Source organism: Streptomyces sp. NPDC042346, assembly GCF_055581845.1.
Window position 1 is genome coordinate 302,413 of sequence record NZ_JBVJEH010000009.1, and the last position, 21,715, is coordinate 324,127.

Annotated in this window: 18 protein-coding genes; 4 read left to right on the forward strand and 14 right to left on the reverse strand. The window is 74.7% G+C overall.

The window, feature by feature from the left end; all coding sequences use genetic code 11:
* The first annotated feature begins 4 nt into the window (after positions 1 to 4).
* Entirely contained in the window at positions 5 to 1,024 is a 1,020-nt protein-coding gene (locus ACZ6K0_RS31245; RefSeq protein ID WP_376394898.1) for a 1-aminocyclopropane-1-carboxylate deaminase, read from the forward strand.
* Between the two features lie 19 nt (positions 1,025 to 1,043).
* On the opposite strand, the gene ACZ6K0_RS31250 is transcribed toward ACZ6K0_RS31245, so the two are convergent.
* Both ACZ6K0_RS31250 and ACZ6K0_RS31255 read right to left on the reverse strand, forming a co-directional pair.
* Positions 1,044 to 2,321, reverse strand: a complete 1,278-nt coding sequence (locus ACZ6K0_RS31250) for a TerD family protein (protein WP_376394895.1) — start codon at positions 2,319 to 2,321, stop codon at positions 1,044 to 1,046.
* A gap of 36 nt (positions 2,322 to 2,357) precedes the next feature.
* Positions 2,358 to 2,597, reverse strand: a complete 240-nt coding sequence (locus tag ACZ6K0_RS31255; protein WP_376394892.1) for a hypothetical protein — start codon at positions 2,595 to 2,597, stop codon at positions 2,358 to 2,360.
* A gap of 67 nt (positions 2,598 to 2,664) precedes the next feature.
* Between ACZ6K0_RS31255 and ACZ6K0_RS31260 the strand changes: the two genes are divergently transcribed.
* Positions 2,665 to 3,642 (forward strand): AraC family transcriptional regulator, encoded by a 978-nt coding sequence (locus tag ACZ6K0_RS31260; RefSeq protein ID WP_469228127.1) that lies wholly within the window; start codon positions 2,665 to 2,667, stop codon positions 3,640 to 3,642.
* A gap of 174 nt (positions 3,643 to 3,816) precedes the next feature.
* Here ACZ6K0_RS31260 and ACZ6K0_RS31265 read toward each other — a convergent pair whose 3' ends face one another.
* Together ACZ6K0_RS31265 and ACZ6K0_RS31270 are read right to left on the reverse strand one after the other, a co-directional pair.
* Entirely contained in the window at positions 3,817 to 4,578 is a 762-nt protein-coding gene (locus ACZ6K0_RS31265; protein ID WP_469228125.1) for an SDR family oxidoreductase, read from the reverse strand.
* Between the two features lie 77 nt (positions 4,579 to 4,655).
* A complete protein-coding gene (locus tag ACZ6K0_RS31270) occupies positions 4,656 to 5,465 on the reverse strand; it encodes an NAD-dependent epimerase/dehydratase family protein (RefSeq protein ID WP_376394883.1) in 810 nt (269 codons plus the stop codon).
* Between the two features lie 244 nt (positions 5,466 to 5,709).
* Between ACZ6K0_RS31270 and ACZ6K0_RS31275 the strand changes: the two genes are divergently transcribed.
* Both ACZ6K0_RS31275 and ACZ6K0_RS31280 read left to right on the forward strand, forming a co-directional pair.
* The gene (locus tag ACZ6K0_RS31275; protein ID WP_376394880.1) at positions 5,710 to 6,642 is read left to right on the forward strand and encodes a 5-dehydro-4-deoxyglucarate dehydratase; all 933 of its coding nucleotides are present in this window, start codon (positions 5,710 to 5,712) and stop codon (positions 6,640 to 6,642) included.
* A gap of 17 nt (positions 6,643 to 6,659) precedes the next feature.
* The gene (locus tag ACZ6K0_RS31280; protein WP_469228814.1) at positions 6,660 to 7,793 is read left to right on the forward strand and encodes a hypothetical protein; all 1,134 of its coding nucleotides are present in this window, start codon (positions 6,660 to 6,662) and stop codon (positions 7,791 to 7,793) included.
* A gap of 158 nt (positions 7,794 to 7,951) precedes the next feature.
* Here ACZ6K0_RS31280 and ACZ6K0_RS31285 read toward each other — a convergent pair whose 3' ends face one another.
* The 10 genes from ACZ6K0_RS31285 to ACZ6K0_RS31330 form a co-directional block, all read right to left on the reverse strand.
* A complete protein-coding gene (locus ACZ6K0_RS31285; RefSeq protein WP_469228123.1) occupies positions 7,952 to 8,641 on the reverse strand; it encodes a GntR family transcriptional regulator in 690 nt (229 codons plus the stop codon).
* A 106-nt stretch (positions 8,642 to 8,747) separates the two neighbouring features.
* Positions 8,748 to 9,992 (reverse strand): amidohydrolase, encoded by a 1,245-nt coding sequence (locus tag ACZ6K0_RS31290; RefSeq protein ID WP_469228812.1) that lies wholly within the window; start codon positions 9,990 to 9,992, stop codon positions 8,748 to 8,750.
* A 48-nt stretch (positions 9,993 to 10,040) separates the two neighbouring features.
* Positions 10,041 to 12,887, reverse strand: a complete 2,847-nt coding sequence (locus ACZ6K0_RS31295; protein WP_469228121.1) for a SpoIIE family protein phosphatase — start codon at positions 12,885 to 12,887, stop codon at positions 10,041 to 10,043.
* The gene (locus ACZ6K0_RS31300) at positions 12,884 to 14,950 is read right to left on the reverse strand and encodes a SpoIIE family protein phosphatase (RefSeq protein WP_376394868.1); all 2,067 of its coding nucleotides are present in this window, start codon (positions 14,948 to 14,950) and stop codon (positions 12,884 to 12,886) included. Before ACZ6K0_RS31300 ends, ACZ6K0_RS31295 begins: the two co-directional genes overlap by 4 nt.
* Positions 14,951 to 14,970: 20 nt before the next feature.
* Positions 14,971 to 16,329, reverse strand: coding sequence for an MFS transporter (locus tag ACZ6K0_RS31305; RefSeq protein ID WP_469228120.1), 1,359 nt, complete (start codon positions 16,327 to 16,329; stop codon positions 14,971 to 14,973).
* A gap of 81 nt (positions 16,330 to 16,410) precedes the next feature.
* Positions 16,411 to 16,800, reverse strand: a complete 390-nt coding sequence (locus ACZ6K0_RS31310) for a hypothetical protein (RefSeq protein WP_376396103.1) — start codon at positions 16,798 to 16,800, stop codon at positions 16,411 to 16,413.
* Between the two features lie 210 nt (positions 16,801 to 17,010).
* Positions 17,011 to 18,459: a peptidoglycan D,D-transpeptidase FtsI family protein gene (locus ACZ6K0_RS31315; protein ID WP_469228118.1), complete on the reverse strand. Its 1,449-nt coding sequence runs from the start codon at positions 18,457 to 18,459 to the stop codon at positions 17,011 to 17,013.
* A gap of 176 nt (positions 18,460 to 18,635) precedes the next feature.
* Positions 18,636 to 19,280: a response regulator transcription factor gene (locus ACZ6K0_RS31320; RefSeq protein WP_469228811.1), complete on the reverse strand. Its 645-nt coding sequence runs from the start codon at positions 19,278 to 19,280 to the stop codon at positions 18,636 to 18,638.
* A 56-nt stretch (positions 19,281 to 19,336) separates the two neighbouring features.
* A complete protein-coding gene (locus ACZ6K0_RS31325; protein ID WP_469228116.1) occupies positions 19,337 to 20,578 on the reverse strand; it encodes a sensor histidine kinase in 1,242 nt (413 codons plus the stop codon).
* Positions 20,575 to 21,570, reverse strand: a complete 996-nt coding sequence (locus tag ACZ6K0_RS31330) for a hypothetical protein (RefSeq protein ID WP_469228114.1) — start codon at positions 21,568 to 21,570, stop codon at positions 20,575 to 20,577. Before ACZ6K0_RS31330 ends, ACZ6K0_RS31325 begins: the two co-directional genes overlap by 4 nt.
* Positions 21,571 to 21,715: the final 145 nt, after the last annotated feature.

Sequence of the window (21,715 nt, forward strand, 5' to 3'; positions counted from 1 at the left end):
CGTCTTGCCGATCACCGATTTCGCACGCTACCCGCTCCTCTTCGGACCCTCCCCGGTCCACCCCCTCGAACGGCTCACCCACCACCTCGGCGGCGCCACGCTCTGGGCCAAGCGCGAGGACTGCAACTCCGGTGTCGCGTACGGCGGGAACAAGACCCGCAAGCTGGAGTACCTGGTCGCCGACGCCCTCGCGCAGGGCTGCGACACCCTCGTCTCCATCGGCGGGGTCCAGTCCAACCACACCCGCCAGGTCGCCGCCGTCGCCGCCCGCGCCGGGCTGCGCTGCGTGCTCGTGCAGGAGAGCTGGGTCGACTGGCCGGACCCCGTCTACGACAAGGTCGGCAACATCCTCATCAGCCGCCTCGCCGGCGCCGACGTGCGCCTCGTGCGGGCGGGCTTCGGCATCGGCTTCAAGGAGAGCTGGGAACAGGCCCTGCGGGAGGTCGAGGAGGGCGGCGGGAAGCCGTACGCGATTCCGGCGGGCGCCTCCGACCACCCGCTCGGCGGTCTCGGCTTCGCGAACTGGGCGTACGAGGTGGCCGAGCAGGAGCGCGAGCTCGGCGTCTTCTTCGACACGGTGGTCGTCTGCTCGGTGACCGGCTCCACCCAGGCCGGGATGGTCGCCGGCTTCGCCGCGCTCGCCGAGGAGGGCGGACGGGCCCGCCGGATCGTCGGCGTCGACGCCTCGGCGAAGCCCGGCCCGACGCACGAGCAGATCACCCGGATCGCCCGGGACACCGCCGCCCTCATCGGTGTCGAGCGCGAGGTGACGGCGGCCGACGTCGAGCTGGACGACCGCTACCACGGCGGGGTGTACGGCATCCCGGACGAGGCCACCCTCGAAGCGATGCGGCTCGCCGCCCGCACCGAGGGCATGATCACCGACCCCGTGTACGAGGGGAAGTCGATGGCGGGCCTGGTCGACCTGGTGGACCGGGGAGAGATCGGCCGGGAGTCGACCGTTCTCTACGCCCACCTCGGCGGCCAGCCCGCCCTCAACGGTTACAGCGCCCTGTTCTCGTAGGGGCGGCGGGGCCTGCCGCTCAGAGCGACTGGGCGGCCGGCTTCACCATGCCCCGGACCGTCTTCGACTTCACGAACTCGCCCATCGCCGTCATCTCCCACTCGCCGGTGAACTGCTTGATCAGCTTGGCCATCATCACGCCGGTCTGCGGCTCGGCGGTGGTGAGGTCGAAGCGGACCAGCTCCTCGCCGGTCGCGGCGTCCATCAGCCGGCAGTAGGCCTTGGCGACCTCGGTGAACTTCTGGCCGGAGAAGGAGTTGACCGTGAAGACGAGGCCGGTGGCGTCGGCGGGCAGCCGGCCGAGGTCGACGACGATCACCTCGTCGTCGCCCGCGCCCTCGCCCGTGAGGTTGTCGCCGGAGTGCTTGATCGAGCCGTTGAGGATCGACAGCTTGCCGAAGTAGCAGCTGTCCAGGTGGTTGCGCTGCGGCCCGTACGCGATGACGGAGGCGTCCAGGTCGATGTCCTTGCCGCGGTAGGCGGGCTCCCAGCCGAGGCCCATCTTGACCTGGGAGAGCAGCGGCCGGCCGCCCTTGACCAGGGACACCGTCTGGTTCTTCTGGAGGCTGACCCGGCCCTTGTCGAGGTTGATCTTGCCGGTGGAGACGGGGGCGGCGGCCGGGGGAGCGGCCGGTGCCGGGGGCGCCGAGGCCGCGATCCGCGGGTCCAGCGGGGTGCCGGCGGGCGGCGTGGGCGGCGCGGGCGGGACCGGCGGGGCGACGGGGGCCGCGGCGACGGGCGCCGGGGCGACCGGCGTCGGAGCGACCGGCGTCGGGGCCGGGGCGGCGGCGGGCGCGTCGTCCACGGAGACGCCGAAGTCCGTCGCGATGCCGGCCAGCCCGTTCGCGTATCCCTGGCCCACGGCGCGGGCCTTCCACGCGCCGTTGCGCAGGTAGATCTCGACGACGACCAGGGCGGTTTCGGTGGCGAGCTGCGGCGGTGTGAACGTGGCGAGGACGCTGCCGTCGTCCGCGTTGCGCACGGTGGCCGTGGGCTCGATGCCCTGGAAGGTCTGGCCCGGGGCGTCGGGGCTCGCCGTGACGACGATCCTCTCGATGCCGGCCGGGAGCGCGCCCGTGTCCACCACGATCGCATCGGGCGCGGTGCCGCCGCCGGAGCGGTAGGTCACACCGGGCCCGGCGGGCTGGTTGTAGAAGATGAAGTCGTCGTCCGAGCGCACCTTGCCGTTGGCGCCGAGCAGCAGGCCCGAGACGTCGAGCCGCACCGGGGCGGCGACGTCCACCGCCACGCGCGCGGCGGTGAGAGGGATGTTCGAGCCGGGGGTCATAGCGGTCATGCCAGGGGTAACGATCCGGACGGCTTTGCCGTTCCCTTACCCGCGCCCGGTTCGGCCACCCTGGTTACGCGGATGGCTCCTGGCCTGCCGTTCGTTGCCGAAGCGGTACGCGCCCGTCCACCGGGCCATGACCAGCTGGGCGTCCCCCGACTCCACCTCCGCGAGGAACTTCTCGGCCCGCCCGCCGCGCAGCACGCCCGCGGCACGCCCGTGGTGGGTGAGGACGACGGAGCCGTCGCGGCGGCGCTCGTAGGTGAATCCCTGGGGTCTCGGCATGGCGGGCATCCTGCCGTTCCCGGTCCGATCCGTCATACGAATATTCTTTTGCATACTCTTTCGGCCCATGGGTGCAGTGGGTGGGAGTTCGTTCCGCACGGGGGACGTCGACGAGGCGCGCGAGGAGCTCGACGCGCGCTACTACGCGAACCGGATGGACGTCGTCGACCGGGAGCGGCGGCCCTTCGCGGCGCGGTTCGACACCGTCTCGCTCGGGCCGCTGGTCATCGGCGACCTGAGCTGCGGGGCCGACGTGCGGATGAGCTTCGGGGAGCTCGGCGCGTACCACCTGAACGCGCCGCTCAGCGGGACGATGGAGATGCGCCAGGGCAGCCGCCCGCCGGTCGTCGCGACGGCCACGGAGGCGCTGCTGCTCGACCCGGCAGGGGACACCTTCCTCGACCGCTGGAGCGGGGACTGCCGGACCCTCTCGGTGAAGATCGGCGCGGCGGAGCTGCGCGACCGCCTGGAACGGCTGCTCGGCCGCCCGGCGACCGGCCCGCTCACCTTCGTGCCCCGCCTGGACATCACGCGCGGCCCCGGCCTGAGCTGGGTCCGCTTCGCCCGCCAGGTCGCCTTCGAGGCGCTCGCGGGGGAGGGGCTCGCCCGGCACGAGCTGGTCGCGCGGCCGCTCCAGGAGGCGCTGCTGAACGGGCTGCTCCTGGCCGCCGAGCACCCCTGGCGCGAGGCGCTCGCCCACCCGGGGGAGGCGCGCCGCCCGGCCCCGGTCAAGCGCGCGATGGACGCGGTGCGGGAGCGCCCCGAGCACCCGTTCACGACCACCGAGCTCGCCGCCCTGGCCCGGGTGAGCGTGCGCCGCCTCCAGGAGTCGTTCCGGGAGTACGTGGGGATGTCACCGATGGCGTACGTACGGGAGGTCCGCCTCGACCGGGTCCGCGAGGAGCTGCGGGCGGCCGCGCCGGACGAGGTGACGGTGAGCGAGGTGGCCTGGCGCTGGGGCTTCGCCCACCAGGGCCGGTTCGCCGCTCGCTACCGGGAGAAGTACGGCGAGTCCCCGTCCCGTACCCTGCGCGCGTCCGGCTGAGGGGCGGATCGGCCGAGCGGGCCGCGCAATCCGGACAGAGGCCGCGTTCCGCGGCTCGCGATGATCTTCGTCGGCACTTAACGTGGACATGTCCGGTCTGCCAGCGCGCGCCGTGACCCGGGCCCCGGCCGGCTCCCCCGTATTAAGTCCGGCCGGGTCCTGTGTACCCCCTGCTCAGGCCAGACCGCCGTTGCTCATCAGCAGCTGGCCGTTGATCCACTGCCCCTCGGGCGAGCAGAGGAAGTCCACCAGGTGCGCGGTGTCCCGCGGGGTGCCGAGGCGCCCGAGCGGTGTCTGCCGGACCATCTCCTCCCGCAGTCCCTCCGTCATCCAGCCGGTGTCCACCGGGCCCGGGTTGACGACGTTGGCGGTGACTCCGAGGTGGGCGAGCTCGCGAGCGGCGGCCAGGGTGATGCGGTCCAGGGCGCCCTTGCTGGCCCCGTAGGGAAGGTTCCCCACGGTGTGGTCGCTGGTCAGGGCGACGATCCGGCCGGCGCCGTGGGGGCCGGCGAAGCGCCGGCCGTACTCCCGGATCAGCAGCCACGAGGCGCGGGCGTTGACGGCGAAGTGGCGGTCGAAGCTCTCCACCGTCGTGTCGAGCAGTCCGGAGTCGACGGACTCGCAGTGGCACATGACCAGGGCGGTGACCGGGCGCCCGAGTCCCTCCTCGGCGGCGTCGAAGACGCGCGCGGGGGCCTCGGGGTCGGCGAGGTCGGCCTCGACGGCGAGGGCCGTCGCGCCCCGGTCGGCGAGGTCCCCGGTGATCGCCTCCACGGCCTTCGCTTCGACGCCCCAGGGCATGCGCAGGTCGTAGGGGGTCCAGTAGGTGAGGGCGAGGTCCCAGCCGGACTCCGCGAGGCGGTGGGCGATGCCCGCGCCGATGCCGACGGTCCGGCCGACTCCGGTCACCAGGGCGAGGGGGCGGGGGCCGGGCACGACGGCCCTCCTTCCGTTCCGATCCGTTCCGTTCCGTTCCGGGGCAACCCCGGGTCCGGCGGTTCAGGTCTACCGGATCAGTGCGGCCAGCGGGGCGGGTTCACGCAGAAGTGGCCGCCCAGGTAGAGGTCGTCGGCGCTGCCCTCCTCGGGGAGGCCCTGCTCGGCGATCAGTTTCTCCGCGTAGGCCTCCGAGTCGTCCTGCGGGTCGAAGCCGAGCGCCCGGGCCGTGGAGAGGTCCCACCACAGGCGGGTGTTGGCGGAGGAGCCGTACACCACGGTGTGGCCCACGGGCGCGGCGGTGAGCGAGGCGTGCAGGAGGCGGGCGCAGTCCGCGGGGCTGAGCCACATCGAGAGCATCCGCACCGAGGTGGGCTCGGGGAAGCAGGAGCCGATGCGTACGGAGACCGTCTCGATGCCGTGCAGGTCCCAGTAGAGCTGGGCCAGGTCCTCGCCGAAGCACTTGGAGAGGCCGTAGAAGGTGTCGGGGCGGTGCGGGGTGCCGACCGGGACGAGCGGTTCGCCGTCGCGCGGGCGCGGGGTGAAGCCGACGGCGTGGTTGCTGGAGGCGAGGACGACGCGCCGGACGCCCTCCTCGCGGGCGGCCTCGTAGAGGTGGTACGTCCCGGCGATGTTGGCGGCCATGATCTTCTCGAAGTCGGCCTCCAGGGAGATCCCCGCCAGGTGCACGATCGCGTCGACGCCCCGGACCGCCTCGCGCAGCGCCGCGCGGTCCGCGAGGTCGGCGACGATCGCGTCCGGCTCGCCCCGCACGGGGGCGACGTCCAGGAGGCGGAGCTCGTAGCCGTACGGGGGCAGCAGCTCCCGCATCAGCGTGCCGACGCCGCCGGCGGCGCCGGTGAGGAGGACGGTGCGGGGTGCGGACATGGAGTGGTTCTCCTCCGTCGAGTGCCAGGGGCCGGATGTCGTGGAGTCGGGTCCCGTGGAGCTGAGTGCCGTTCACAACCGTGGACACGCTAGGGAGCGGGCCGACGGGGCGTCAAGAGGGTGCGATAGGGCGTGCTTTCGCCTTGACCGGCGCTTCGACGCTGTTCTAGCGTGCGGAACGTTGGTGTTCAAGCATATGGATGACAGTCAGAACTGTGCACGACGGACTTCCCTGGGAGCGCCCGTGACCACTGCCCCGCTCGCCGGCCGGCTCGACGGCCTGCTGTTCTTCCCCGTCACCGCCTTCGGGCCGGACGGCTCCCTCGACCTCGACGCCTTCCGCGCCCACGTCCGCGCCGGCGTCGACGCGGGCGCCGCGGCCGTGTTCGCCTGCTGCGGCACGGGCGAGTTCCACGCCCTCACCCCGGAGGAGTTCCGGGTCTGCGTCGCCGCCGCCGTCGAGGAGACCGCCGGCCGCGTCCCCGTCGTCGCGGGAACCGGCTACGGCACCGCGCTCGCGATCCAGTACGCGCGGCTCGCCGAGGAGGCCGGCGCCGACGGGCTCCTCGCCATGCCCCCGTACCTCGTCGTGGCCGACCAGGCGGGTCTGCTCCGGCACTACACCGAACTCGCCGCCGCCACCTCGCTCGACGTGATCGTCTACCAGCGGGACAACGCGATCCTCACCCCCGAGACCGCCGTCGCCCTCGCCCGCACCGACGGCGTCATCGGCCTCAAGGACGGCCTCGGCGACCTCGGCCTCATGCAGCGCATCGTCAGCGCCGTCCGCGCCGAGGGCCTCGACCTGCTCTACTTCAACGGCCTGCCGACCGCCGAACTCACCTGCGCCGCCTACCGGGGCATCGGCGTCACCCTCTACTCCTCCGCCGTCTTCTGCTTCGCCCCCGACCTCGCCCTCGCCTTCCACCGCGCCCTCGCCACCGGCGACGACGCCACCGTGGACCTGCTCGTCGACGGCTTCTACCGGCCGCTCGTCGAACTCCGCGACCAGGGCCGGGGGTACGCCGTCTCGCTCGTCAAGGCGGCCGTACGGAGGGGAGGCCTGGACGTCGGAGAAGTACGGCCGCCGCTGAGCGAACCCGCCCCCGAGCACCTCGCGGAACTCGACCGGCTCGTCGAGCGCGGCCGCGCCCTCCTCAAGGAGGCCGGAGCGTGAGCACCGAGGGGACGCGCCTGCGGGCGGGAGCCTTCCTCTACCCCTGGGACGTCGACGGCGACCCCGCCGCGCCCGGACTCCTCGCCGAGCTGGGCCTCGCGCAGGTCACCCTCGCCGCCGCCTACCACTCCACCAGGGCGCTCGGCCCCCGCCACCCGGCCCACCGGATCGTCACCGCCGAGCACGCCGCCGTGCTCTACCCGCCGGACCCAGGCCGCTGGGCCGGCCGCGCGCTCCGCCCGTACCCGGCGGGGGAGTGGGCCCCCGGCGACTCCTACGGCCGGGCCGCGGAGGCCCTCGCCGTCACCGGCCTCGACGTCCACAGCTGGGTCGTCCTCGCCCACAACTCCCGGCTCGGCGCCGAACACCCCGAGACCTCCGTCGTCAACGCCTACGGCGACCGCTACCCCTGGGCGCCCTGCGTCGCCCGCCCCGACGTCCGCGCCCTGCTCGTCGACCTGGCGGCCGAGGCCGCCGTCCGCCCGGGCGCGGCCGGCACCGAACTGGAGTCCTGCGGCTGGTACGGCCTCGCCCATCTGCACGCCCACGACAAGACCACCGGAGTCCCGCTCGGCGAGCGCGAGCAGTTCCTGATGTCCCTCTGCTTCTGCCCCTCCTGCCGCGAGGGGTACGGGAACGGGGGCGCCGACCCCGACGCCCTGGCCGCCGCCGTCCGCCACGCCCTCGCACCCGTCTGGTCCGGCTCCGGCCCGGCGCGCGGACTCGGCGACCTGGAGGCCCCCGCCCTGGCCTGGCGCGCCGGCACCGCCCGCTCCTTCCAGGAGGCCGCCGTGGCCGCCGTACGGGCCGCCGCCCCGCCGGGCTTCCGCGTCCTGCTGCACGCCGACCCGGACCCGTACCGCTGCGGCGCCGACGCCGGCACGGACCCGGCCCACGTCCTGGCCCTCGCGGACGGGGTGGTCGCCCGGCCCCCGAAGGTCGCCGCCTTCGCCGCCCACGCCCGCCCCGACACGGTCCTCGCCGCCAACCTGTCCGTCGTCAGCGGCATGGGCGGCGCCCCGGGACAGCTCACCCACGACGCCGAACGGGCCCGCGACGCGGGCGCCACCGAACTACGGCTCTACCACGCGGGACTGGCCTCGGACGCCGACCTGGAGGCGGTCCGCACGGCCCTGCGGAAGCTGGGCTAGGGGGTGTCTTGTCGATCAGGCCGGATCAGGGAGCGGCGTCTGGTGCCGTGGATCGCAAGGCGGAGGAGGGAGTCATGGCGGAGCCATGGCGAGTGACGACAACGCGGCGAGGCGCGGTGCCAGGCGTCGCGAGCCCGGCTTGATCGGCAAGACACCCCCTAGGGGGTGTCCCGCCGGTCCTTCAGCAGGCGCAGGGCCGAGGCGCGGGTGGCCGCGACGTGGGCGCGGGCCAGGGATTCCGCGGCGGCCTCGTCGCGGTCGCGGATCGCCGCGTAGAGCCGTTCGTGGGCGCCGCACATCGGTTCGCCGTCCGACTCGGCGGAGGTGAGCCGGAACAGGCGGCGCAGGCGGGAGTCGAGCGGGGCCATCAGCTCCACCAGGAGCGGATTGCCGGAGAGCCCGACGACGGCCCGGTGGAAGTCGGCGTTGAGCGAGACGGCCTCGCGGAGACGGCCGGACTCCGCCGCCGCCCGCGCCCGCGCGAGGAGCTCCTCCAGGGCGCGGAGCTCCTCGGGGCCCGCCTGTCGCGCGGCGAGGCGGGCGGCCAGGCCCTCCAGGTTCTCCCGTACGTCGAAGAGGTGTTCCGCGTCCTCCGGGCCGAACTCCGTCACCACCGAGCCCCGGCGCGGCCGCACCGAGAGGAAGCCCTCCGATTCGAGGCGCTGCATCGCCTCCCGCACCGGCACCCGGGAGACCCGCAGCTCCTCGGCGATCTCCCGCTCCACGAGCCGCGTCCCCGCCGGGAGCTCCGCCTCGACGATCCGCTCGCGCAGCTCCTCGTAGACCCGCTCCCGCAGGGACCGGGGGGTGTCCCCGGCGGGTGGGGCGGCGGGGCGGGGGCTCGTCATGGGGAGGGCTCCAGTCCGGAGAACACGGGGCAGGCGGGGGGTGGGTGTCCGATCCTCGCAGACCGGAGGAGCGCCCCGGACCTCGGACCGGAGAGCGCCCCGGACCTCAGACCAGGCGCCCGTCCCTCGCCACCACCCGGCCCGCGCGGACCACCAGGTCGCGCCCGGGCTGGTCGACCACCACCTGCGGGAGGCACTCCCCGTCGACGAGCATGAAGTCGGCGGGGGAGCCCGCGCGCAGGTCGGCCTTCGGGAGGCCGAGGAGCTCCGCGCCCCCGTCGGCCGCGAGCCGGAAGCAGGCCTCCAGTTCCTCGTCGAGCCGCGCGTCCAGGGCCCAGGCGGCGAGCCAGGCCCGGTGCAGCATGTCCGCGTTGCCGAACGGGCTCCAGCTGTCCCGGACCCCGTCCGAGCCGAGCCCGACCCGTACCCCGCGCTCGGCGAGCCGCCGGAACGGCAGGATCGTCGTCACCGACAGGGCGACCGTGGTGAGGGAGATCCCGGCCCCGGCGAGCAGGTCCGCCGTCTCGTCCAGCTCCTTCGCGGTCAGGCCGGCGACCGCGAAGGCGTGCGCGACGCTCACCCGGCCCTGGAGGCCGAGGGCGCGGGTGCGGGCGGCGATGTCCCGCAGCGGGGCGAGGCCCTGCTCGCCCCGGTCGTGGAGGTGGATGTCGAGCCCGAGGCCGTGCCGCTCGGCGAGCGCGAAGACCGTGCCGAGCTGGTCGCCCTCCCCGTCCCCCTCCGCGTCGAAGCCGGCCGGGTCGATGCCGCCGATGTGGCTGACGAGACCGCTCGCGGCGGCCTCCGCGAGCAGCTCGGCCACCCCCGGGGTACGGACCACGCCGTGCTGCGGGAAGGCGACCAGTTCCACGTCGACGATCCCGGCCAGCCTCCGGGCCGCCTCGGCGACCCCCTCGATCCCGGAGAGACCGTAGGCCGGGGCGACGTCCGCGTGGGCGCGCATCGCCCGGGTGCCCCGGGCCGCCGCGTGGGACATCAGGCGCAGCGCCCGCTCGGCCACCGGGGCGGGGAGCGCGCGGGCGAGCTCCACGTCCCCGGCGACGTACTCGGCGATGCCGTGGGCCGGGCGCCTGCTGTGCCAGGGCTCGCCCCAGGACGTCTTGTCGGGGTGGATGTGCGCGTCGACCAGGGTCGGCAGGGCCAGCCGCCCGCCCCCGTCGACCCGCTCGACGGCGGCGCCCGGCGGGACCTCGTCCACGAGCAGGCCGTCCACGGCGATCAGCTCGCGGGCCGGGCCCCCGAAGGGCCGTACGTCGTGGAACACGGTCGCGGTACGGGGCGGCGGCGGGGTCACGGAGTCTCCTCGGAGGCGATGTGCGCGGCGGACTGGTATACCAAGGTTGGTATACCACGGCGTCGGCGGCTCCCGGGGCCCCCGCCCTCACCAGGCCAGGTCCTCCAGCGCGTCCAGATCCGGTTCCACCGCCGCCGCCCTCGGCTCCGCGTCCAGGCCGTCCACCCGCAGCTCGGCCCAGATCGTCTTGCCGCGCCGGCCGTACCGCGTGCCCCAGCGCTCCGCGTACTGCGCCACCAGGTAGAGACCGCGCCCGCCCTCGTCGGTCGTCGTCGCGTGCCGCAGGTGCGGGGACGTGCTGCTGGCGTCCGAGACCTCGCAGATCAGCGTGCGGTCGTGGAGCAGGCGCACCCGGACGGGATCGGCGCCGTACCGCACCGCGTTCGTGATCAGCTCGCTGAGGATCAGCTCCGCCGTGAACGCGAGCCCGTCGAGCCCCCACTCCGCCAGCTTCGCCGCCGCCGCGTTCCGCACGGGCGAGACCGCCGACGGGTCCCGCGCCACCTCCCACTCCGCGATCCGCTCCCGGTCGAGCACCCGGGTCCGCGCCACGAGCAGCGCGATGTCGTCGCGCGGCGACGGCGAGAGCAGCGTCGCCAGGACGTCCGCGCAGGTCTGCTCCGGGGTCCGGTCCTGGCGCGCGAGCGTGGACCGCAGCAGCGCGAGGCCCGTGTCCAGGTCCCGCCCCCGGTCCTCCAGGAGCCCGTCCGTGAAGAGCACCAGCTTGCTGCCCTCCGGCAGCCACAGCTCCGTCGTCTCGAACGGCGCGTCGCCCAGACCGAGCCCGAGCGGCAGCCCCGGCGACAGCTCCGGGAACTCGACCCGCCCGTCCGGTGCCACGAGCGCCGGCCCCGGGTGTCCCGCGCTCGCCACCGCGCACCGCCCGGAAGCCGGGTCGTAGATCGCGTACAGGCAGGTCGCGCCCGTGATGCCCTCGTCCCGCCGCCGCTCCTCGACGTCCGGGCCCTCCAGCTCGCGGAGGTCGATCCGGGCCGTCAGCTCGTCGAGGTGGCCGAGGAGCTCGTCGGGCGGCACGTCGAGCGTCGAGAAGTTGTGCACGGCCGTCCGCAGCCGCCCCATCGTGGCCGCCGCGTGCAGCCCGTGCCCCACCACGTCCCCCACCACCAGCGCCACCCGCGCACCCGGCAGCGGGATCACGTCGAACCAGTCGCCGCCCACCCCCTCCTTCGCCGGGAGGTAGCGGTACGCCACGTCCACCGCGCTCTGCTCCGGCAGCACCCTCGGCAGCAGGCTCCGCTGGAGCGTCACCGCCATCGCGTGCTCCCGCGTGAACCGGCGCGCGTTGTCGATCGCCACCGCCGCCCGCGCCGCCAGCTCCTCCGCGAACGACAGGTCCTCCTCCCCGAACGGCTCCGGGGTGTCCGCGCGCCAGAAGTTGGCCATCCCGAGGACCACCCCACGGGCGAGCAGCGGCACCGTGAGCAGCGAGTGCATCCCGTACGCGAGCGCCTGCGCCGCCCCCTCCGGGTCCTGCGCCCGCCAGCCCTCCGCCGAGGCCAGCTCCGCCTGCGCCACCGCGTGCCCCGCGGCCAGCGCCGTCGCCATCGGCGTGCTGGGCACGTCGAAGCGCACGGTGTCCCCGACCGGCTGGAGCGGCTGGTCCGGCCGCAGCCCGCTCAGCGCCGTCCGCCGCATCTCCGTGGTCAAGGCCTCGTCGTTCGGGGGCTCCTCCCCGCGCAGCACCGGTTCGAGGAGCTCCACCGTCGTGAAGTCCGCGAACCGCGGCACCGCCACCTCCGCCAGCTCCTCCGCCGTCCGTACGACCTCCAGCGTCGTCCCGATCCGCACCCCCGCCTCGTACAGCAGCTGGAGCCGGCCGCGGGCCACCGCCGCCCGGCCGGTCACCGCGGCCAGCTCGGTGGTGTCCCGCATCGTCATGACGCTGCCCGACTCGGCGTCGCCGGGGAGCGTGGGGCGCACGCTCACCGCGAGCAGCCGGTCGCCCGCCCGGTGCACCTCGTCCGTGGCGGCCCGCCCCGACGTGAGGAGTTCGACCGTACGGGGATCGAGGCCGAGCTCCGAGACGTGCCGCCGCTCCGCGTCCGCCGGCAGATCGAGCAGCCGGCGCGCCTCGTCGTTGGCGAGCGTCAGACGGTGGTCGGGACCCACGATCAGGACCCCTTCGCGGACGGCGTGCAGGACCGCCTCGTGGTGCTCCTTCATCCGGGTCATCTCGGCGGGGCCGAGGCCGTGCGTCTGCCGCCGCAGCCGCCGGCTCACCAGGGCCGCCCCGCCCACGGCGAGGACCAGCGCGCCCGTCCCCGCGGCCGCGAGCACCAGGAGCCGGCCCTCCACGGACTGCGCGATGTTCTCCACCTCGATGCCGCTGCTGACCAGGCCCACGATCCGGCCCTTGTCGTCCACCACCGGGACCACGGCCCGTACCGCGTCGTTCGGCGCGCCCCGGAAGACCTCGGTGAAGGAGTTGCCGTCCACCGCCGCGCGCGAGAGGTCCCCGGTCGCCTTGGAGCCGATCAGGGAGGGGTCCGAGTCGGTGTACCGCACCCCGTCAGGGCTCAGGACCGCGACGAAGTCGATCTTCGTGGCCAGCCGGATCTGCTCCGCCCTCTTCTGGAGCGCCGCCGTCGGATCGGGCGAGACCAGCGCCTCGGCGATGCCCGGGGAGAGCGCGACGGACTCCGCGACGGAGAGGGACCGGATCCGGGCGTCCTGCTCGGTGTCCTGCCGGGCCTGCTGGAACGTGATGAACACCGCCGCCACGATCACCAGCAGGGCGATGAGCGCCTCCAGGGCGAACACCTGGCCGGCGACGCTCCGCAGCCCCGTCCCGCCGTCCCGGCCCGACTTGCCGTCCCGGCCCGTGCCGGCCCCGCCCGACTTGCCGTCCCGGCCCGTCCCGCTGTCCCGGCCCGACCTGCCGTCCCGGCCGTCCCGGCCCGCGCGGGCGTTCATCCCGTGCTCCGGGCGATGAGCAGCGCCACGTCGTCCTGCGCGCCCGGCCGCCGCAGCGCCGTGAGCAGCAGGTCGCAGGTCTCCTCCAGGGGGCCGCGCGCCTTGTCGAGCAGTCCCACGAGCACCGCGAGCCGGTCGTCGATCGCCTCGTCGCGGGTCTCGACGAGACCGTCCGTGTAGAGCACGAGCACGTCCCCGGGGCGGAAGGGGACCCGGGCCGTCCGGAATGTGCCGCCGCCCACCCCCAACGGCACCCCGGTCGAGAGCCGCACCAGCTCGGCCGGGCCCTCCGCCGGGATCCGTACGGGCGGCAGATGGCCCGCGTTCGCGATGCGGCACCGGCCCAGGCGCGGATCGTGCACGGCGAAGAGGCAGGTCGCGATGTAGTGCTCAAGGCCCGCCGTGATCCGGTCCAGGTGCCGCAGCACCTGCGCCGGCGACAGGTCGAGATCCGCGAACGCGCAGGTGGCCGTGCGCAGCCGCCCCATCGTCGCCGCCGCGTCGATGCCGCTGCCCATCACGTCCCCGACGACGAGCGCCGTCTTGTCGTCGGGGAGGGCGATCACGTCGTACCAGTCGCCGCCGACCTCGCTCGACGCCTGCGCCGGCTGGTAACGGGCGGCGATCTCCAGCCCAGCCCGCTCCGGGGGCGTGCCCGGCAGCAGACTGCGCTGGAGCGTCACCGCCGAGTTCCGCACGCTCTGGTACCAGCGGGCGTTGTCGATGCTGACCGCCGCCCGGGCCGCGAGCTCCGTCGCGAGCAGCACGTCGTCGCCGTCGAAGGGCAGCGGATTGCGGTCCCGCTTGAGGTCGAGCGCGCCGAGTACCTCCCCGCGCGCGATCAGCGGGACCGCCAGGTACGAGTGGACCCCGGCCCGGCGGAGCTGCTCCGCCGCTTCGGGGCTCCGGGCGATCCGGGGCAGGTCACCGGGGCCGACGTGCTCGACCAGGACCGGAAGGCCCGTGTGGACGCAGCGGGTGACGAGCCGGTCCGCCCCGTACATCGCCACCGCCCCGGGCGGGTCCGCGGCCGGCAGCGCCTCCGTCGGGCCCGAGGCCTTCACCGCGAGCGCGCGGAACAGCTCGGGGCCCGTCTCGGGAGCGCCGGGCCTGCGCAGCGCCAGGACGGAGTCGAGGACGTCGACGGCCGCGATGTCCGCGAGCTCCGGCACCACGACCCCGGCCAGCTCGGCGGCCGTCCGGTCCACCTCCAGGGTGGTGCCGACCCGCGCCGAGGCGTCCGCGACGAGCGCGAGCCGCCGCCGCGACCGGTCGGCCTCCGCGTCCGCGTCGTGCCGCTCGGTCACGTCGATCACCGAGGCCGCGACCCCCAGGACCCGGCCCTCGGCCCCGTCCAGACGGTAGAAGGACACCGACCAGGCGTGCTCGTGCTCGGGGTCCGCGGGGGTCCGCCCCACCGTCGGGTAGTCGAGGAGCGGCTTGCCCGTGGCGAGGACCGTGCGCAGCGCCGCCTCCAGCGCCGCCGCGTCGACCCGCGGCAGCATGTCGCTGATCCGGCGGCCGAGGTGCAGCGCTGCCGGGACGCCGTTGATCCCCTCCAGCGCCGGGTTCACGAGGACGTACCGCAGGTCGGTGTCCAGGACGGCGAGACCGATCGGCGACTGCGAGACGAGCCGGTCGGAGAGCGCGAGGCCGGTCTCGGCCCGCTCGACGACGGCGCGGTCGGCGGCGATCCCCAGCGCGTACAGACCGCCGAGATCGTCGGTGAGCCGCATGTTGCGGAACTCCACGGCGAGGGTGCTGCCGTCCTTGTGCCGTACGGGGAAGGTGCCCGCCCAGGTCGTGCCGCCGTGCAGCACCTCGCCGAAGAGGCGCATCGCCTCCTCGCGGTGCTCGGCGTCGACGATCAGCCGGGCCACGTACCGGCCCAGGGCCTCGTCCGCGCGATAGCCGAAGAGGGCCTCCGCCTGCGGGCTCCACAGCACGATACGGCCGCGTGCGTCGATGACGACGGCGGCGACCCCGAGGATGTCGAGGAGCCCCTTGCCGTCGAACGGCACACCCGCCCGTCCCGCCGTCTCCGGGAAGGAACCGGCCGTCACACTGCCCTCCTCCCGCCGCGCTACGCGCCTCCCTCCATGCTCCCCGCCCCCTGGCCACGCCGCACTGCGAGCCCGCCGCCCTGGCCCTCGGCCGGGCCCTGGGCCGGGCCGCCGCCCGGGCTTTTGGCCTGGCCCTGGGCCTGGCCCTGGGCCGGGTTCTCGCCCGTGCCGCTGGTCGTGCCCTTGCCCGGGCCCTCGCCATCGCCCTCGCCCGGGCTCCGCTCCTCGCCCCGCCCGGCGCCCCGGAGCGCCAGTCCGGCGGCCCAGGCCGTGCCCGCCACCGCCAGGACCGGCAGCAGGACCCGGACGTCGACGACGGCGACCAGGCCGGCGCCGAGCGCGATGGCCAGCGCGTTCGGGGCGAAGATCAGGCTGTTCGCGGTCGCCGCCACCCGGCCCACCGCCTCCGCCGGGGCCTCCCGCTGGACCGCCGTCATCGTGGCGACGAGCACCCACGGCATCCCCAGGCCGATCACCGCGCTCGCCGCCAGGGCCGTCGCCTCGTACGGCAGGGCCCGCACCCCCACCGCCACCGCGAACAGTGCGAGGCCGACGGCGGCGAGCACCCGCTCCGGGACCCGGCGCAGCAGCGGGCCCGTGAGCAGGCCCGCGAGGACCGAGCCCACGCCCTGGACCGCGTACAGCACACCGGCGTACGCGGGGGAGCGCCCGAGCCCGCTGTCCACGACGGCGTAGATCGCCGCCCCGTTCACCCCGGCGAGCAGCATCGTGAACCCGCCCGTCGCCACCAGCGGCCGCAGCACGGCCGAGGCCCGCAACAGCCGGACGCCCTCGGCCGTCTCCCGCCACCAGTGCCGCTCCGCGGCCCGCTCGGGGCGCTCCTCCCGGACCGGCATCAGCGCGAACAGCACCGCCGCGAGCGCGAAGCTCGCCGCGTCGAGGAGCGCGACCGGGCCGCCGCCGTAGCGGGCGAAGAGCCCCGCCGCCACGAGCGGGGCGATCAGCTTCATCGACTCGTTCGCGGTCATCCGGAGCCCGTTGAAGGTGCCGAGCCGCCGTTCGTCGAGGGTCGTCGCCACGAGCGCCTGCTCGGCCGCCTCGTGGACGGTGCCCTGGGCGCCGTACAGCACGAGCACCGCGAACAGCAGCCACACCCGGTCCGCCGACTCCACCCACAGGAGCACGGGCAGCAGCAGCGCCATCGCGAGGTTCAGGACGACGAGGAGGGGCCGCCGCCGCACCCGGTCGGCGAGCGTGCCGAGCAGTGGCCCGAGGAGGACGGGCGCCCACAGGGCGAAGGCGGCGAGCGCCGCCAGACTGTCCGAACCCGTGAGGGACTTGACCCAGATCCCGGAGACCAGCCACATGGCCGTCGTACCGAATCCGGACACGACGATGCCTGTCAGATACCAACGCATGGCCGAAGACTGGCCTCTGAGGAGGCCCTGACGGATCGGTCACCTGCCCTAGGACTGGCGATGGGGCAGGGCCGGACCGCCCTACGCGGCGGCCACGGAGCCGCCCCGCTTCTCGTACCGCAGCGCGGCCCCCGTCACCACGGCCCCGAGCCCCTCCCACAGGCCCACGCCGAGGAAGCCGGCCGGGGCGCGGCCGGTGACGACGGCGAGGGTGAAGACCGCGCAGGTGAGGAGCCGGAAGGGGACCGTCCAGCGGAAGAAGGGCTTCCAGTCGGCGAGCGCGGCCAGGACGTAGTAGACGCCCATGTTGAGCGCGGCCATCGAGGAGGCCGTGAGGAAGACCAGGGTGTGGTCGCCGTCCGCCCGCCCGCCGTCGGGCACCGGCTCGAAGCCCATGACCGTGAGCAGGGCGTCCGGGGTGACCAGCCCCACCACGCCGAGCGCGGCGGCGAGCACGCCGAAGACCGCCATGGTCCAGCCGGACAGGGAACGGGGCAGGCGCACGGCGGTCCTCCGCGAGGGAAAGCAGGGTCGGTCATTCGAATGCACGCTCGGTCGCGAGCGTGCCCCTGCATATCGTGTGACGGGGGCCCAGAGCCAATCGGGCCCCGGCCGACGGGATCTCTCCCCCGACCGGCAACGGCCGGGACCACTTCGTCCGGACCGGGCCCCCGCGTCACCTCACTTCAGCGCCGCCGCCATCATCTTCTGCGCCACCGGGGCCGCCAGGCCGTTGCCGCTGACCTCGGAGCGGGCCGCGCCCGAGTCCTCGATCAGCACCGCGACGGCGACCTGCTTCCCGGTCGAGGGGTCCTTCGCGTAGGACGTGAACCAGGCGTACGGCGTCTTGCTGTTGTTCTCGCCGTGCTGCGCCGTGCCCGTCTTGCCGCCGACCTCGGCCCCGGCGATCGCCGCGTTGGTGCCGGTGCCCTTCTCCACGACCGTCCGCATGGCGCTCCGCAGCTGCTCCGCCGTCGAGGAGGACATGATCCGCTCGCTGTCCCCGTCGTCGAAGGTGGTCAGGGCGTCGCCGTCGGAGTCGACGACCTCCGAGACCATGTGCGGGGCCGCCAGGAGGCCGTCGTTGGCGATCGCGGCCGAGACCATCGCCATCTGGAGCGGGGTGGCGGTCACGTCGAACTGTCCGATGCCGGTCAGCGCCGTCTGCGCGGAGTCCATGCCGGACGGGTACACGCTCGCGTAGGCGCGGACCGGGACGTCGAGCTCGGCGTCGTTGAAGCCGAACTTCTCCGCCGTCGCCTTCACCTTGTCCTGCCCCAGGTCGGCGGCGATCTTGGCGAAGACGTTGTTGCAGGAGTACTGGAGCGCGGTGCGGATCGTGGCGTTCTCGCAGGGCGCGGAGGGGTTCTCGTTCTTCAGCACCTTCCGGGTGTTCGGCAGCGTGTACGGGTTGGGGCTCTTCGTCGCCGTGTCCACCGAGTCGTACAGACCGTCCTCCAGGGCCGCCGCCGCGACGACCAGCTTGAAGGTGGAACCGGGCGGCAGCGGCTGGCGCAGGGCCCGGTTGACCAGCGGCTTGTCCTTGTCGCCCATCAGCTCCTGCCAGTCGGCGCCGTCCGTCGTCCCGGCGATCTTCGACGGGTCGTACGACGGGGTGGACACCATGCCCAGGATCCGGCCGGTGGCGGGGTCGATCGCGACCGCCGCGCCCTTCTTGTCGCCGAGGGCCTCGTAGCCGGCCTTCTGCACGGCCGGGTCGATCGTGGTGACGACCGTCCCCGGCTCCTGCTGCTTGCGCGTGACGGCGTCCACGGGGTTCTTCAGCCGGTCGTCGGTGCCGTCGAGGACGTCGCCGTAGATGCCCTCCAGCTGCGTGGCGCCGTAGGCCTGCGAGCTGTAGCCGGTGACCGCCGCGTACAGCTCGCCGTCCGTGTAGGTGCGCTTGTACGCGAGATCGTCTGCCTCCGTCTTCTTCGAGCCGGTGACCGGCGAACCGGCCACGACGATGTTGCCGAGCGGCTGCGCGTACTGCGCGATGGTCTTCCGCCGGTTCTTCGAGTCGTCCGCGAGCGCCTTGCCTTCGTACGCCTGCACCCAGGTGGCCCGCCCCAGGAGGGCGAGCACCAGGACCAGGACGAAGACCGACGTGTGCCTGATCGTCTTGTTCATCGCACATGGAGGGACGAACGGGGCGGTGGCGGCCGTTCCGGATGTGTCCGGTTTCTCAGCGAACCTTCATCCCGGCGGACCCGGCGGACCCGGCGGACCCGGCGGACCCGGCGGCCCGGCGGGCCCGACGACCCGGCGGGCCCGGCGACCAGGCCGCACGCCACCCCGTCACCCCGTCACCCCGTCCGTACGAACCCCGACTCGTACGCCAGGATCACCGCCTGTGTCCGGTCGCGGGCGCCCAGTTTCGCCAGGACCGCCGCCACGTGCGACTTGACCGTCGCCGGGCCGACACCGATCCGCTCGGCGATCTCGGCGTTCGTGAGGCCCGTCGCCACGTGGCGCAGCACCTCCGACTCCCGCTCCGTCAGCCGCGCCACCCAGGGCGGCGGCGCCGGAGCGCGCCGGGCGTGCTCGGCGGCCAGGCCCCGTACCGCCGCCGGGTAGAGCAGCGAGTCGCTCCGCGCGACCAGCCGGACCGCGGCGACCAGCTCCTCCGCCGCCGCCCGCTTCAGCAGGAAGCCGGCCGCGCCGACGCGCAGCGCGTCGTACACGTAGGAGTCGTTCTCGAAGGTGGTCACGACCACGATCCGGGGCGGCTCGGCCATGCCGCCGAGGATCTGCTCGGTGGCCCGGATGCCGTCGATCTCGGGCATGCGGACGTCCATCAGGACGACGTCCGGCCGCGCCGCCCGCACCACCGACACCGCCTCGGCGCCCGTGGAGGCCTCGCCGACGACCTCCAGGTCGGGCTCCGCGTCCAGGATGACCCGCAGGGCCGTCCGCACCATGCGCTCGTCGTCGGCGAGCACCACCCGAATCGCCGCGCCGGCGGCACTCGCCGCGCTCGCGGCGCTCACTGCGTTCACCGCGTCGCTCACCGGGGGATCCTCACCGCGAGCCGCCACACGCCGTCCGCCGGGCCCGCCTCCGCGGTGCCGCCGAGCAGCCTGGCCCGTTCGCCGACCCCGCGCAGGCCGCGCCCGCCGTGCGGGCGGGCGACCGGGGGCCGCTCGGGCAGGGGGTTCTCCATGACGATCTCCAACTCCTCGGTACGGGCGTCGAGCCGTACGGTGACGGGTGTGCCGCCCGCGTGCCGGGCCGCGTTCGTCAGCCCTTCCTGGACGATCCGGTACGCCTCCCGCGACAGCGCCTCCGATACGGGGGCGAGGTCTCCGCCCACCGTCAGCGCCACCCGCGGTCCGGCGCCCCGCACGAGGGCCTCCAGGGCGTCGAGCCCCGGGCCCACGCCTTCCTCGACCTCCTCGCCGCGCCGCAGCAGGCCGAGGACCCAGTCCAGCTCCCCGACCGTGCGCCGGGTGGTCTCCTCGATCGCGGTCAGCGCCTCCCGGACGAAGTCCAGGTCGGCCGCGGCACCCGTGTCGAGGACCCGGCGCGCCGCGCCCGCCTGGAGGGTGACCGCGCTCAGGGCGTGGCCGACCGAGTCGTGCAGCTCGCGGGCGAGCCGGTTGCGCGACTCCGCCTCCGCCGCGCGCCGCTCGGCGGCCGCGAGCCGGTCCGCGGGGCTCGGCCCGAGCAGCCGGGGCGCCTGCCCCGCGAGCAGGGCACCGGTCGCGGCGGCGGTGGCGGCGAGTGCGAGCAGCATCAGCAGGCCCGCCGGGAGCGCCGCCCAGACCCACCAGTCCTGGTCGAGCCCCCAGCGCCGGCCGATCTCCGACTCCCGCAGGGCCGGCGAGAAGGGCAGCGCCATCACCGACACCGCGAACGGCGGCAGGGCCAGGGACGCCCCGCTGATCAGCGCGCCCGCGCCCACGTGCAGCGTGAACCAGCCGGCCGTCCGGGCCTTCGCGTCCCGGCCGCGGGCCGGGCCGTCCGCGAGCCGCTCCGCCGGCACCCCGCACAGCGCCCGGACCGCCGCCACCGACATCGGCCGGACCAGCGGGAAGAGCGCGGTGACCGCGGCGAGCGGCAGCCCGACCGCGTACGCCCCGAACTGCACGGCGAGACTGCCCCCGAACACGCCCGGCGCGTCGAGGAAGACCCCCACCACGACCGTGCCGACCAGCCAGTACGGCATGAACAGGGCGCCGCCCAGGATCAGATGGACCCAGCGCAGCCGGGCCCGCTGCCCGAACAGGGCGGCCGCGCACCGCCTCACGCCTCGGCGCTCCGCCGCCGCAGGTACACGGCCACGCACGCGGCCAGCAGGAACCCGGTGATCATCTGGCCAGCGTAGGACAGCTGTGCGAGGGCCGTGACCTGCTTCGAGGGATCGGGCTCCGGCAGGAGGCAGACGAGCGACATGTACGCGCCCCAGCACCCCATGGTGCCGGTGGAGACCCAGGCAAGGGAGAGGACGGGCCGCACCCTCAGCCGCGCGGGCCGCCGCAGGACGAGGAAGAGGGTGAAGACGACGGCGGCGGCGAGGAAGACGAGGTGGACGCCGCCCAGGACGTAGAAGTCGGAGTCCCGTTCGGCGGCCAGCCGGGCGGAGAGGCCCGTGGTCGAGCCGGAGAGCCAGATCAGCTGGACGGTCGCGGGGACGAGCGCGACCACCGCGCCGGCCAGGGCGGTGGCCCGCACGCCGCGCCCGGACGTACGGGCGGCGAGCTCGCCGAGCCGGCCGTGCCAGACGTGGCCCCAGCGGTCCCGCGCGTACAGGACGAAGAGGGTGCCGAGGGAGAGGCCCTGGAGGATGAAGCCGCCGTAGACGACGGCGAAGACCCAGTCGTCCAGGAAGGGTTCGCTGGGGGCGGCGGCCCGTTCGTCACCGGTGAGGAGGGCGACCGCGAGCTGCGCCGGGTACCCGGCCATGATCGGGGCGAGGAGCCCGGTCGCCGCCCACATGGGGAAGGCGAGCAGCCAGGCCCGTACCCGCAGGCCCCACGCCTGGGTGAGCAGCAGGGCGAGGACGATCACGGCGGCGTCGGCGAGGACCGAGAGCGAGTTGGCGACGGCGAGCATCGTCCGGTGCTCCAGGAGCACGCTCCCGGCCGGGATGCCGATCTCGCCGCCCGCCACCCAGACGACCTTGAGCGAGATGTACGGGAGGCAGGCGACGATCGCGAGGACGCGCAGCACCCGGCGGAGGACGGTGGGGCGGTGCGCGGCGGAGTGCGCCGGCGTGAGGGAGTGCGCGGTCGATGTCATGGACTCACGCTCCCGCGGAGGGCGCCGGTGCCACGTCCTGCCGTGTGGTGAACCGTCTCCGCCGCGCGGGGGAGAGGCCCTCCGACCCCCGTCCCGCCACTCCTCCGCGGAGGGCGGAATTGACCCATGATTCTCATGATCGATT